Origin of the sequence: Paenibacillus sp. FSL L8-0158 (assembly GCF_038592965.1) — a bacterium.
Lineage (GTDB): Bacteria > Bacillota > Bacilli > Paenibacillales > Paenibacillaceae > Paenibacillus > Paenibacillus polymyxa_D.
Map to the genome: position 1 here is coordinate 3125770 of NZ_CP151949.1, position 13660 is coordinate 3139429.

Genomic DNA, 13660 nt, shown 5'->3' on the forward strand with positions numbered 1-13660 from the left:
GGATTCAAAAAACATTTGACTAAATAGTAGTTAATTTATTATATTATCTGTTATTACATAGACAAAAATATTTTTTGTTTATTTAAAATGATATCTCGAAGGGCATGCGCCCTAAAAACAGGAAGGGAGAGTTTGTTGTTTTTAAAAATCCATATATAAGGACCATTATCGCCTCCAATGCACTGCTAAATTTGGGCATTTGGGTGCGCAACTTTGCCATACTGTTGTATGTAACAGATTTGACTCATAATGATCCCGTATACGTGTCGCTCATTTCAGTTGCTGAATTCATGCCTATTTTTCTGTTCGCTATCATTGGAGGAACATTCGCGGACCGTTGGCGGCCCAAACGGACCATGATTAGTTGCGATTTGCTGTCCGCTGCCTCTATTTTTATTGTCTTGTTGGCATTATGGTACGGGTCATGGCAGGTGCTTTTGCTGTCCACTTTCTTTTCGGCCATTCTATCTCAATTTTCTCAGCCGTCTGCGATGAAGATATTTAAGCAGCATGTAGCACCTGAACAGCTTCAGGGAGTGATGGCCCTTTTTCAATCTCTCATGGCATTATTTATGGTTATCGGCCCCGTTATCGGTACATTTATTTATCAACACTTTGGAATTTACATTTCAATGTCTATAACCGGAATATTGTTTCTCATCTCGGCGCTTGTCCTGACTCGTATTCCACAAGATGAACAAGCACTGGAGATAGATAATCAACCCCCTCATTTCATTCAAGAGCTTAAAGAAGGAATACGTTATGTATGGAATAACCGCACACTTCGCACGCTTGGGGGAACATTCACCGTAATTGGGCTAGCGGTCGGACTTATTCAACCATTAATGGTTTTTGTCGCCATCGAGAACCTTGGACAAAACAAGGAATTCCTGCAATGGCCGTTAATGGCGAACGGAGCGGCTATGCTGGTGGGAGGCGGCCTGATTATGGGGGTTGCCAAAAAAGTACAGCCGCAATTACTGCTGGTGACCGGACTTTTGGTCAGCACACTGACAACCTTTGGAGTCGGATGGTCGCACAATATTGTGCTGACCATGGCACTACAAGTTTTCAGCGGCCTATTTTATCCTTGCATTCATATCGGTATCAACACGATGATGATGAAAAACGCCGAAGCTGCTTTTATCGGCCGTGTCGGTGGTGCCCTCTCTCCCCTGTTCTCCGGGATGATGGTCGTCGGTATGAGTATTGGCGGAACACTCAAGCACGAATCCTCCCTGAACACCGTATATACCGTGAGCGCCGGATTGTTTTTGGTCGGAGCGACGCTGTTGTTACCATTGCTTCGTGACAGGCGGCCTGTACAAGCTGTCATAGCCGATGATTCTGAAAAGCAGCACAAGAAACCGCCCCTCGAGAGGTGATATGCCATCCTCCGGGGCGGTTTCTTAATGTTTGTATCATAATTTCAGACGGATTATGACTCTCTTCCTTTATGCTGTCTTTTCCACAATCGTGCATCCAGGCCGTTATCATCCAACAGCTCATCATGTTGTCCCTGCTCCACGACCATTCCTTTGTCCAATACTACAATACGGTCTACGTTTCGTATCGTTTTGAGGCAATGAGCAATAGCGATGACCGTTCTACCTTGGACAAGGCGGTTAATAGCCTGTCGAATATCCTTCTCATTCTCATTTAAAAGATAACAAAGCTTTATTAGAAATCTAGTTTACATAATATATGTTATGTTAATATAATGATCACCATTCTAGCGTATTAAAGAAGTCGGACTTGACTTCAATGCCTGTCCAATCGTATAGTATGGTTATATCTTCAATTAAGGGAGAGATTTTGATGTCGGTGAACGTTCTTAACTAAGCAATTGCATATTCAGGGAGTATCATCAGGCGCTTGTACCCTTCGGGGACAGGTTTGTTTGTTGCCGTGTTGTTACCCTGATATTAGTTAAGAACATGCGGATATCATAAATCGCCTTCGGGATTATCTTCATCCAGGCCCTATTCCGTGCTGTGTTCAGCGCGGTTTTTTTGTTTTCAGATTTTGTAACTTCCTTTAAACGTCTTCCTTTCACGATCCAAATAGCTTAGCAAAGAGCTGTTGCGTGAATGAATTGGAAACACGGAACTCGGAACTACAAAAGCTGAATAACAGGCTTATTTGAAGATAAATTCCCTCTTTCCTTAAGGGCGGAGAATGAACGTTTTGTTCATTCTCCGCCCTTTTTTATTTTAACAGCAAGGTTTCCAAAATCCTTACACCACACAACCAAAGGAGAGATTTATTCATGAACGAAACTACAATGCTGCGTTTGGAATATGATCAAATTAAAACAAGAGTTTCTGAATGTGCTTTTTCTTACCTGGGTAAGCGTCACGCTGCTTCTATGCGGCCAATTACTGATATCCGTACCATTAAGATTCGTCTTGACGAAACGAACGAAGCGTTACAGATCATTCGCCACGGAGCAAGCGTCCCTGTTCCTTCGTTGGAAGGAATGGAGCACATTCTTCAACTGCTCGGAACCGGGTATATGTTCAGCGAGCGTGATTTTTCTCATATGGCTCAATTCATTCGAAGCTGTATTCAACTGATAAAATATATGTATTCCAAGGCGGACGCTGCTCCAACCGTCAGCGCTTATGCATCTTCCATGTATAGCATGGAGCCACTTTTATCCGAAATCGAAAGATGTATTCATTCGGGACGTGTGACGGATATGGCCAGTAAAGAACTAGCTAAAATTCGCAAAAAAATTGCGGTTACTGAAGAACGTATCAAGAGAAAACTTGACTCTCTCACCAGCCGTCACCGATCCATTATGCAGGAAAATATGATTAGTCAGCGCAATGGCCGTTACGTGCTTCCAATCAAAAAAGAATTCCGTAGACAAGTGAAAGGTAATGTACTGGATGAATCAGGAAGTGGTCAGACGGTTTATGTTGAACCTGCCGAGATCACGAATCTGCAATTCGATCAGAGCGCGAACATGGCAGAAGAATCAAAAGAAGAAATGAAAGTGCTGGGAGACCTGACGGCAATGGCTGAGTCATACAACCGGGAACTAAGCATCAATACAGAAACAGTAGGTGTACTGGATTTTTTATTGGCAAAAGCCAAATACGCCATGACTCTGGATGCTATCCCTGTCGAACTTAACCTTAACGGGATTATAGACATCCAAGGTGCACGTCACCCGTTGATGTCCAATACCATGGTGCCGCTTGATTTCTCAATTGGCGAAGGATATTCCTCGCTCATCATCACCGGACCGAACACAGGCGGAAAAACGATGGCTCTCAAAAGCGTCGGTCTATTAACATTAATGGTGCAATCTGGGCTACTGGTACCTGTTTTGCATGGCAGCCGAATGGCTGTATTCGAGGAAATTGTGGTTGACATCGGGGATGGACAAAGCATTGAACATGCTTTGAGCACCTTTTCTGCACACATCCGCAACATGATTAGCATATTAGAAACAACAGGCAACTCTACTCTGATCCTGATTGATGAAATGGCATCCGGCACCGATCCGGGAGAAGGAGTAGGCCTCTCTATCGCTTTGCTAGAAGAATTCCATCGTCGCGGGGCGACAGTAGTGGCTACAACACACTTTAGTGAGATCAAGCATTTTGCTGAAAATACACCGGGATTTCAGAATGCTCGTATGGAGTTTGATACCGAAACGCTACAGCCTTTGTACCGACTTCGCATTGGAGAGGCCGGAGAAAGCTACGCATATGCAATTGCCTTGAAGCTGGGCATGTGGACACGTATTATCGAGCGTTCCGAAGCCATTTCTGCGGGTAGAGCATCTCAAAATACACAGGAATCGTTTGTTATTCCCCCTTGTGTTGATGATGAAAAGTCTGATGTTGCAAATAAGCCTCTTCCTAAAAAAACGGCTTTAGACGATACAGTCACAAAACGGGGGAAACAAGAACTTCCTCTCAAAACCAAGCCATTTGCCCTTGGTGATAGTGTTTATGTAGGCTACCTGGATCGAACTGGAATTGTATACAAAACCGAGGATGAACGGGGGAATGTCGGGATTTTGATCCAAGGACAGAAGCTGAGCATTAACAAAAAAAGGCTCGTCCTTCACATCGCTGCTACTGAACTGTATCCTGACGACTATGATCTGGACATTGTTTTAGAAACCAAGGAAAACCGCAAAAAACGAAAACTGCTGAGACGCAAGCATGTCGAAGGAGTGATGATCGAATCTCCCCCGGAAAATGAAATATAGACGCACGAGCAAATTCTCAACTGAAAAATAAGCTATTTTTATATTGTCAGTGAAACTTGAATCTGCAAGCGGACACTTAACAAGAGTGATCCACTTGCAGATTCTACCACACTGAAAAACATAATATATATTATGTAAACTTAATGGTTTCCCTCTTGTTTATATTAATCAATCCCGCACTCATCGAAATATCACTTTTGTTATCATTCTAACGTTAGGATACAAAGGCATCTTATGCTTAGATTTGTAGGATTCTAAAAATTGATAGGGATGCTCTTCTTTCATCAGAACGTCCTCATTTAAATTAACTACCGTAGTACCAGGTTCAGATTTATTTCTTTAAATAAATTGTTAGCTTTTTTTCATACATAGCACCTTTTTTCACAAAAAAAACAATTTCATAAACCATGTTTATAAAGTTGGTTTACTAATTTTGCAGCAAATATTACCTTCGTCAAGGCAATATTATACTAACCTTTAATTCACCATTGCTTTCCAGCTTATTATGAATTATTCTAATGCTAATCATAAGACGATCGCTAAAATAAGGAGGCTAATCTATTGAAGAATGCTGTTGAAGAACTGGCGAGAATCATCGAGGATTATGAAAAAGAATTTTTTTCGATCACCGAACATGAATTTAATGTCAAACCGTTCTCGGAGAAATGGTCCAAAAAAGAAATACTAGGACATCTGTGCGACTCCGCTTCTAATAATCATCGAAGATTTATCATGATTAAGCATTCAACATCCCCTATCAAAATTGAATCGTATGCGCAAAATGAATGGGTGGTAGCTAATCAGTATCAGGAAGCGTTCTCTTACGTGGATGTCATACATTTATGGAAACTATTGAATAAGCAAATCATAAATGTGTTAAACTCATGTACATCATTCGATTCTAAGAAAATATTTCAAAAAGATGACCACTCCACCGAAACATTACAATGGCTAGTTGACGATTATATTCGGCATTTGCGGCATCATTTGGAGCAAATCAATCAAAAACAAGACTAAGGCTATGAAAAAGAATACTACGTTCACGATCATAATGACCTAAGCCGTTGATGTGATTTTCAAGTCAGGATGTAATTCTGCCCAATAGGTTTACATAATTATTATTATGTAAACCTATTTTCATTTAATCTCAACTTTCATGCTTTACTTACAATCCTGATATTGGTATCTGAATATCCAGCTTATCCATTGCTTTTTCTTTTTCCCGATCAGTGACATGTGTGTATACTGTGGTTGTCTGAATGGATGAATGCCCCAGCAGCTCCTGTACGGTACGCAGATCTGCTCCCTTACGTAATAGCATTGTCGCAAATGTATGTCTCAGCTTATGGCTGGAATAAGCCTCCCGGCGTTCTATACCCTTATCTTGCTGGAATCGTTCGAATGTTTCTGTAGCGATCTGTTGAATGGTGCGCACTGCCAGACGGCGACCTTTTTGGGATACGAACATCGCATCCTCTTTACCTCTCCACGGCGTCAATCTTTCCTCCAACGCATGCTCTACAAAATCACACACAGCTTCCGGTACCGGGAGAGTACGCCACTTACGTCCTTTACCGAACACATCTAAGGTACGTCTTTCTCGGCTGTAGTCCAAGACATTCAATGAATGAACCTCCCCCACCCGCAATCCCATGTAGACCATCAGCAGAAAAATTGCCATATTACGATTTGCATATTTCCCCTCCACCGCGAGCAAAAACGGATGAATATCCTTTTCATCCAGATAGACGGGCATACGATTTTTTTCAGTCTTTGCTTTTTTAATTCCCGCTGCCGGATTTGTGCTGCATAACTCAAATTCCTGTAGCGCTTTAAAAAAACTGTTCACCGCTGCATGCTTCCGGTTCCGCGTACTATCTCCGGCGCCTCCTTCCCGCGCTTTAGACAAATACGACATAACATGAATCTTCTTCACCTGATCGAGTGGTTTATCACGCAACGTGCGTAAAAACTGCTTCACATCCCCTATATAATTTTTTTGCGTATGTATCGTATATCCAGCATCCTTCATCCAGATCAAAAAAGCTTCCAGCTCCTCAGTATATATTTCATCAATTTCTTTTGTTGTATCGAGCTCCACATGTCGCAACTCTTTTTTCATCCCGCTCGCCTCCAATTCAGTTCATATTCCGAAATATACTGTAAAATGATCATTTTCGTCTTATTTTTATCGACAATTCAATCGACATCTTACGCAGGAGAGATTCTAAAAGTCGTTTTAAACCTAAACAGCGTATAATTTATATTATACGCTGTTTTTTAAAGGCTTTTCAAGGGCAAATAAAGCGTTTTTCCTCTTGTTTAGCAGCCGAGCGAAAGCATATAGCATTAAAAAAAGAACCGCATAAATGCGGTTCATATTCGTTATAATTTTGTTCGCCAGTAACCAGAAAGGCACTACTACTTTATAGCAGTGTCAGAATTTGAGCACGCTCTTCTATAATCGCAACTGTATGTTCAGATTGAACACAAATCGAATGATCTATTATTCGAGCTGTCCAGCCGTCCTCTTCCACACAAGAACCCCAACTTCCCATGATAGCCTTTAAATCAGAAAACATGAGACAGTCAAATTATATACATTAAGTTAATTACCCTTAATCCCTTGTTATCGCCAGCATCAGGAAGTATATCTAAGAACTCATGGGGTGAGTCGCTGTCGACACGGCATGGATGATGAGAAAAAGTAATTTGCAGTCTCGCTCCGTTTTCCCTTGATCATCCAGCACGATATACTTAAAGAAGTCGAAAGGCAACCTTATATTCGGCCTATGCTCATTTCAAAAATGTAGGTTTATTCATGACAAAGGGAGTGTTCATTTATTTATGAGTACCGAAATGTTGGAACGTCGAAGTGAAATTCTAAAACGAAACATCCATCAATTGCTGGTTCAGGAAAATCAACACGGCGTGACACGTCAGGAAAATTACACGTTGCATAAAATGATCAGAGAGCTGCATCAAACCTCTCATGCCTTGAATACTTCTCGTTGAGATGAAAGGCTACTAAATCAAATGAACAAATAACCTTCAGCCTCACTTTTTTAGTGGTGTTGAAGGTTATTTGTTGTGTGTAGCCTTTAATTGACAGGTGATACTCTTTCGTAATGTTACCCTTTGGAGCGACTCAGCAGATATAAGAAGTATGGCGCACCAAGAATGGCTACAATCAAACCTGTCGGAATTTCTTTCTGTAAAGGTAAGGATCGTGTGATCGTATCCGCTACAAGTACCAGGAGTGCTCCGACTAAAGCACAGGTTACCAGCAACATTTTATGCTTCGGGCCCACCAGCTTTCTCGCCAAATGTGGAGCCACCAAACCGACAAAGCCGATACCGCCACTAACCGAAACACTAGAACTGGCCAGTCCTACCGCAGCAGCCAGAAGGAGAATACGTTCCTTTTCGATAGGTGTACCCAACCCCGATGCGGTCTGATCCCCCAGATTAAGCACATTCATCACATTTGCTTTGTAGTATGCGAAAGGAAGCAATACAATCAGCCAAGGCAACAGGGCCATTACGAATTTCCAGTTTGAGCCCCAGATGCTTCCTGCTAACCAATTAGCTACAAACGTGTAGCTTTCAGGTGTCAGCTTAAGAGTCATAATGATCATCGCAGCACTGATACCCGCCGCTACACCAATCCCGCTCAGCAGTAGCCTTGTTGGGGAAATTCCTTCGCCTTTCTTGTAAGAAAGCGCGTAGATCAGAATAGCAGCAGCTCCTGATCCAATCAGCGCAAGAGCGGGAAGTAAAAACAATGAATTCGTAGTTTGCATAGATGGAAAAAGCAATACAAACAGCATGACCATCAGCCCAGCGCCCGCATTAATCCCCAGAATACCTGGGTCCGCTAGGCCGTTACGCGAAACCCCCTGCATGATGCAGCCAGAAACAGCGAGGCCTGCACCAATTAGAAGGGAAATAACCATTCGTGGCAATCGGAATTCAAATAGGATTAATTCCTGCTGTGGAGTCCCTTGTCCAAACAAAGTTCTAAATAGCTCCATTGGCGAAAGCCGGATGGTTCCCGTATTCGCACTTATGGTGAACGCAGCAATGAGCAATACGAGCAGAATGACAACAACCATCCAATCATGGATTTTTTTAAGATGACTAGCTTTGGCAATAGCCCCATTCGTAACGTTATTCATCTTACAGTGCCCTCCTTTCTTTACGTGCCAGATAAAGGAAGAATGGAACCCCAATTAAGGCAATAAGTACGCCCACCGGTGTTTCTTCAGGTGCGTTAATCATGCGGGCTGCCAGATCGGCAAACACAATGAGTAAAGCTCCCATAATGGCCGAACACGGAATAATCCAGCGATAATCGACGCCAACCAGCTTGCGGGTTATATGGGGGATAATTAATCCCACGAAACCTATAGAACCAACCAACGACACCGCTGCACCCGCCAGAATCAGAACAAGAATCATTCCGACTACCTTTACCACTCCAGTTCGCTGACCAAGACTCAATGCAATTTCGTCTCCCAGACTAAGCAGCGTAATAGAGCGCGACAACATGAGAGCGCCGATAAAAGCTGCCACAACCCAAGGCAAAACTATACCGAGCTGAACCCACTTGGTTCCACTAAGCCCTCCGGCATACCAAAAGGCCAAATCCTGTCCAACATTAAAGTACAAACTGATCGCATCCCCTAAGGCAGACAACAATGCCGTGACGGCTGCGCCCGCCAATACAAGACGAACTGGCGTAAGACCTGATTTGGATATGGAGCTTGTACCATATACCATCACAACAGCCAGAGCCGCACCAACAAAGGAATACAACATTAACTGTAAAAAGGATGATCCGGGAAAAAGGGCAAAGCAAATCGCCATCGCCAAGCTGGCTCCCGAGTTCAATCCAAGCAAGCCCGAGTCAGCAAGCGGATTTCGAGTCATTCCTTGCATAATTGCACCTGCAACGGCAAAGCAAACACCGATTAAAACCCCACCCAGAATTCGAGGTAGACGGATTTCCCAAATAATTTGATGGTTTTGCAACTCGGGTTTAAAATGAAAAACAGCGTTCCATACCTCTTCTAGCCTAATAGAGGCTGCACCAAAAGATAGGGATAGCGCGATACCGAACGCTAAAAGTCCAAGCCCAACTGTCAGGATAAGCGAAGCCGCCCAAGGTCGCGAGTAGAATTGAGTCGGCGACTGGTTATGTTTACTTTGAGCGGGGCCATCTGATGATTCTGATAATTTCATAACTATTGTTCACCCTTACTGTTGAATAGTATGTAGCTATCACGAACTGTGTTGAAAATGATGTTGATAATGAGAATTATTATCACGCAATCTTTACTATTGTAAATTAATGTGGCAATAGCATCAATAGCAAATTTCGAGGAATGCCTAATGCTCTACCCTATTGTGAAAAAATAAAGCCCTTCGGCATAAATACCAAAAGGCTGCGAACAACACCGAAGCGACTACTTCTGTGCGGCGTTCTCTTTATTCCGCTGGACGATCATATCTGCGATTTCCTCGGCTTGTCCTACAATGGCAATCGGGTCGAAGTACCAATATCGATCCTCCTGGAGCTCAAAAACCTTACCTTGCCGGACCGCATTCAGTGATTTCCATATGCTGTCTCCTTTGTAACCTCTCAAATCCTTGTTAACCGTCAGAAAGATATAAGAGCCTGCATATTGATTAATGACTTCTTTTGACACCGATTTCCATTGAGTCTCACCTAATAATTCTTTTTGGACAAGCGGCGGAGGTGTCAAATTGAGTCCTCTGTATACCGCCTGTCCTCCTCTGCCAAAATTATCACCATATACATAGTATTCTTTATCCGAAGCTTCCATTACGGTGAACGTATCCTCAGGCTGAATAATTCCCTTTAGCTCGTCACGTGCGGCCTGCATCCGCTGATCGTATTGGGCAAGCCATGTTTTGGCTTCTTGTTCTTTTCCAAGCAGCTCACCAAAAGCTGTCAGTTCCTCATGCACATTTTTATACGTTCCATAAGGAATGACTATGGTCGGAGCAATTTTACTATATTTTTCATATTCAGAAGCATCTTTGGAACCAATCAGAATCATATCCGGCTGTAGAGTCAATACTTTTTCAATGGATACACTACCGCGGTCTCCAATGCTTGCAATGCCTTGTACAAGATCCTTCGAAAACGGATTATCCAGATAATATTTAACACTTCCCACAGGTTTAATCCCTAGTGCTAATAAATCATTCTGGTACATATCTACTACAATCCGCTGAGGGTGAACCGGAATCTTAATATCTCCATGAATCGTTTTGACTGTTTTCATTTCCTCTGACTTTTGTTCACTAGAAGTTTGATTCTGCTTTTCATCCGGTTGCTTCACGTTTCCACTACAGGCGGTAAGAACTAAAATGACTGACAGAAGCATCATCACAATCCACATTTTCTTTGTCAAACCCAATCTTCCTCTCTCTATTTTCGGTGTCATATCGACCTATTTACGTTCCATATTGAGCTTGGTGCAGGCGACTATATGCTCCTTTTACTGCCAATAACTCTTCATGTCTGCCTTGCTCGGCAATCCCTTGATCTGCAACTACGATAATGCGGTCAGCATTTTTGATTGTTGCCAGACGATGTGCGATAACGAGTGTCGTGCGGCCTTGGGAAAGCTCTGTCAGTGCCTGCTGAATCGCGGCTTCTGTCTCTGTATCCAATGCTGATGTCGCTTCATCTAAAATGAGAATAGGCGGATTTTTAAGGAACATCCGGGCAATAGACAAACGTTGCTTTTGACCACCGGAGAGCTTCACACCTCGCTCACCGATCATTGTATCCAGACCATCTGGATATGAGCGAACAAGGTCTTCAATCTGAGCTCGACGAGCAGCATCCCAGATTTCTTCTTCCGAAGCATCAAGCTTACCGTAAGCAATATTTTCACGAATCGTTCCATCAAAGAGGAATACATCCTGCTGTACGATACCAATCATGGATCGCAGCGAATCCAGCTTCATTTCACGAATATCCATCCCATCAATGGTAATGCTACCTTCCTCGACATCATAGAAACGAGGCAACAAACTACAAAGTGTCGTTTTACCTGCTCCTGAAGGACCTACAAGTGCTACGGTTTCACCTGCATGGATAGATAGGTCTACTTTGCGTAATACCTTATCTTTGTTCTCGTAACCAAACGTTACACCTTCAAATTGAATATCTCCGTTAAGATAGCTAACTGACTTCGCTCCTGGCAGATCTTCTACATCCGATTCACTTTCAAGCAAATCCAGATACCGTCGGAAGCCGGCAATCCCTTTCGGATACGTTTCGATGACAGAATTAATTTGTTTAATTGGCCCCAGGAATACATTAGACAGCATCACAAATGCGATAAATTCCCCGTAGGTCATCTGCCCTTCGATAACAAACCATGTTCCACACACAAGCACAAACAATGAAACCAGCTTCATTAGTATAAAACTAATCGAGGAATTCCAGGCCATAATCCGGTACGCGATCAGCTTCGTTTTACGAAAACGTCCATTATTCTCAGCAAAACGTTCCATTTCATGTGCTTCGTTGGAGAACGCTTGAACAACGCGAATCCCGCTGACATTATTTTCAATACGAGCGTTATAATCCGCAATATCAGAAAACATACGATGGAAAGCAGCAGACATTTTACGGCTGAAATAAAGAGACAAGTAAATCATGAGGGGTACAATGATGAAAGTCAGTACAGCCAGCTTCCAGTTAATACCGAGCATGATACCAAAGGCTCCCCCCAGTGTCATCAACGCGATGAACAAATCTTCGGGTCCGTGGTGGGCAATTTCCCCAATATCCATCAGATCGTTGGTCATACGGGAAACGAGATGCCCTGTTTTGTTATTGTCAAAAAAGCGAAAAGATTGCTTTTGTACCCGATCAAACAGCTTTTTACGCATGTCCGATTCGATGTTAATACCCAGCTTGTGGCCCCAATAGGTAACCACGTAATTCAGCGCAGCACTTATGACATAAATACCGAGCAGAGCTAGACAGGCATATAAAATCCATTTCCAGTTCCCACTGGGCAGCAAATCATCGACCACCCGGTTGACTGCAAGCGGAAAAGCCAACTCCAGCAGTGCTGCCAGCAAGGCACAAGAGAAATCAATGATGAACAAAGTCCGGTAAGGACGGTAGTATTCAAAAAATCGTCTAAGCATAGCCATGACTTCTCCTTTCTAATTTCAATTGGACTGATCACTTCGGATCAACGGAAAACATTTTAACGGCCTCATCCAGCGATTGGTCAACGGCTAGCGGTGAGTACGTAAACCACGGATCGGCTTTGATGAAATACACTTTGTGGTTCTTGACAGCCGGGAGATTTCTCCACAGTGCACTTTGCTCAATTTGCTTAAGCATTCCGTCCTTGCTCGCATCATCATAAACCAGCATAATAATTCGGTCTCCTGACAATTCAGGCAGCTTTTCCATTGAAATAACATCATAAACATAATTAAATCTCGGGTCCTTCGCCAGCTTCTGGCGTATGTACTCAGGAGGATTCAATTCCAGTGAACGGTAAATAACATGTCCTACATTCCGCGCTCCGTATACCCTTAACACATTCTTATCGTAGGCCATGTAAATCGTAACCGTTTCATCTTTTTTGAATTTTCCAGCCAGCTTCTTTCGACTTTCTTCAGCCTTTTTGTTGAAACTAGCGATCCACTGCTCGGCTTCCTTGTCCTTACCCAGCACGGCTGCGACATTCCGCAGTTGCTCAAATACATCGCCATCTCCAAACGAAACGACCACGGTTGGAGCAATTTTCTCCAGCTGCTCCTTCACTTCTGGCGTGGTATATTCTGTTGTGATGATCAGGTCCGGTTGTAACTCCAGCACCTTTTCTACATTTGTCGGGTTCCCAATATCCGCAACTCCGTCAATCTTATCCTTTAAATAGTCGCCCTCCAACAAATGGGAAGCAGCACCTACAGGCTTAACTCCCAAGGCCAGCATAGCATCCAAATATTGTGTCGTGACGACCCGCTGCGGATTTGAAGGGATACTGATCTTATTGCCAGCAGCATCAGTATATTCGCGCAAGACAACCGCTTTGGATTGCCCGGAAGGATTATTAGTGCTGGTCTTGTCGTTTGTCTGGTTGTTGCTAGCTGCGTTTCCACATGCACTCAATACAACCATCAAAAGAACCACCAGACAGAGCGTGGATTCCCATTTTAATCTGTACCTTTGTTGCACAATATGCATCCTCCTTAGATATATACAATCATAATATGATAGTGATTCTCATTATCATACAATTGTTATTCTATCTTTTACCGTCTCTTCTTACAATACAAAAATAAAAAACTTCCATTTATATGTATGTATCGTCATCGTAGAATAGCCAAAAAAAGGACTGATGCGCATTACAGCATCAG

At 43.0% G+C, this 13660-nt stretch carries 10 protein-coding genes and 1 pseudogene; 4 read left to right on the top strand and 7 right to left on the bottom strand.

Annotated elements, in window-relative coordinates; all coding sequences use genetic code 11:
- Window positions 1–104: 104 nt before the first annotated feature.
- The gene (locus tag NSQ68_RS13485; RefSeq protein WP_342426234.1) at window positions 105–1385 is read left to right on the top strand and encodes an MFS transporter; all 1281 of its coding nucleotides are present in this window, start codon (window positions 105–107) and stop codon (window positions 1383–1385) included.
- A gap of 53 nt (window positions 1386–1438) precedes the next feature.
- Here the strand turns inward: NSQ68_RS13485 and NSQ68_RS13490 are convergent.
- Window positions 1439–1657, bottom strand: a pseudogene (locus NSQ68_RS13490) (ABC transporter ATP-binding protein); the annotation flags it as partial.
- A gap of 612 nt (window positions 1658–2269) precedes the next feature.
- On the opposite strand from NSQ68_RS13490, the gene NSQ68_RS13495 reads away from it, so the two are divergent.
- Both NSQ68_RS13495 and NSQ68_RS13500 read left to right on the top strand, forming a co-directional pair.
- Window positions 2270–4231: a DNA mismatch repair protein MutS gene (locus NSQ68_RS13495; protein WP_342426235.1), complete on the top strand. Its 1962-nt coding sequence runs from the start codon at window positions 2270–2272 to the stop codon at window positions 4229–4231.
- 561 nt (window positions 4232–4792) lie between these two features.
- On the top strand, window positions 4793–5248 hold the full coding sequence (locus tag NSQ68_RS13500) for a DinB family protein (protein ID WP_342426236.1): 456 nt from the start codon (window positions 4793–4795) through the stop codon (window positions 5246–5248).
- Between the two features lie 148 nt (window positions 5249–5396).
- Here the strand turns inward: NSQ68_RS13500 and NSQ68_RS13505 are convergent, their stop codons facing one another.
- A complete protein-coding gene (locus NSQ68_RS13505) occupies window positions 5397–6353 on the bottom strand; it encodes a tyrosine-type recombinase/integrase (protein WP_342426237.1) in 957 nt (318 codons plus the stop codon).
- Between the two features lie 725 nt (window positions 6354–7078).
- On the opposite strand from NSQ68_RS13505, the gene NSQ68_RS13510 reads away from it, so the two are divergent.
- Complete coding sequence (locus NSQ68_RS13510; RefSeq protein WP_007432475.1) at window positions 7079–7246, top strand: hypothetical protein; 168 nt, start codon at window positions 7079–7081, stop codon at window positions 7244–7246.
- A gap of 116 nt (window positions 7247–7362) precedes the next feature.
- Here NSQ68_RS13510 and NSQ68_RS13515 read toward each other — a convergent pair whose 3' ends face one another.
- The 5 genes from NSQ68_RS13515 to NSQ68_RS13535 all read right to left on the bottom strand — a co-directional run bounded on the left by NSQ68_RS13515 (window position 7363) and on the right by NSQ68_RS13535 (window position 13478).
- Window positions 7363–8409: an iron ABC transporter permease gene (locus tag NSQ68_RS13515; RefSeq protein ID WP_342426238.1), complete on the bottom strand. Its 1047-nt coding sequence runs from the start codon at window positions 8407–8409 to the stop codon at window positions 7363–7365.
- 1 nt (window position 8410) lies between these two features.
- Window positions 8411–9475 carry an iron ABC transporter permease gene (locus NSQ68_RS13520; RefSeq protein WP_342426239.1) on the bottom strand — a complete coding sequence of 355 codons (1065 nt, stop codon included), beginning with the start codon at window positions 9473–9475 and terminating at the stop codon, window positions 8411–8413.
- Between the two features lie 224 nt (window positions 9476–9699).
- On the bottom strand, window positions 9700–10680 hold the full coding sequence (locus tag NSQ68_RS13525) for an ABC transporter substrate-binding protein (protein ID WP_342426240.1): 981 nt from the start codon (window positions 10678–10680) through the stop codon (window positions 9700–9702).
- Window positions 10681–10717: 37 nt separating this feature from the next.
- Entirely contained in the window at window positions 10718–12433 is a 1716-nt protein-coding gene (locus tag NSQ68_RS13530; RefSeq protein ID WP_342426241.1) for an ABC transporter ATP-binding protein, read from the bottom strand.
- Window positions 12434–12470: 37 nt separating this feature from the next.
- Entirely contained in the window at window positions 12471–13478 is a 1008-nt protein-coding gene (locus NSQ68_RS13535; RefSeq protein ID WP_342426242.1) for an ABC transporter substrate-binding protein, read from the bottom strand.
- Window positions 13479–13660: the final 182 nt, after the last annotated feature.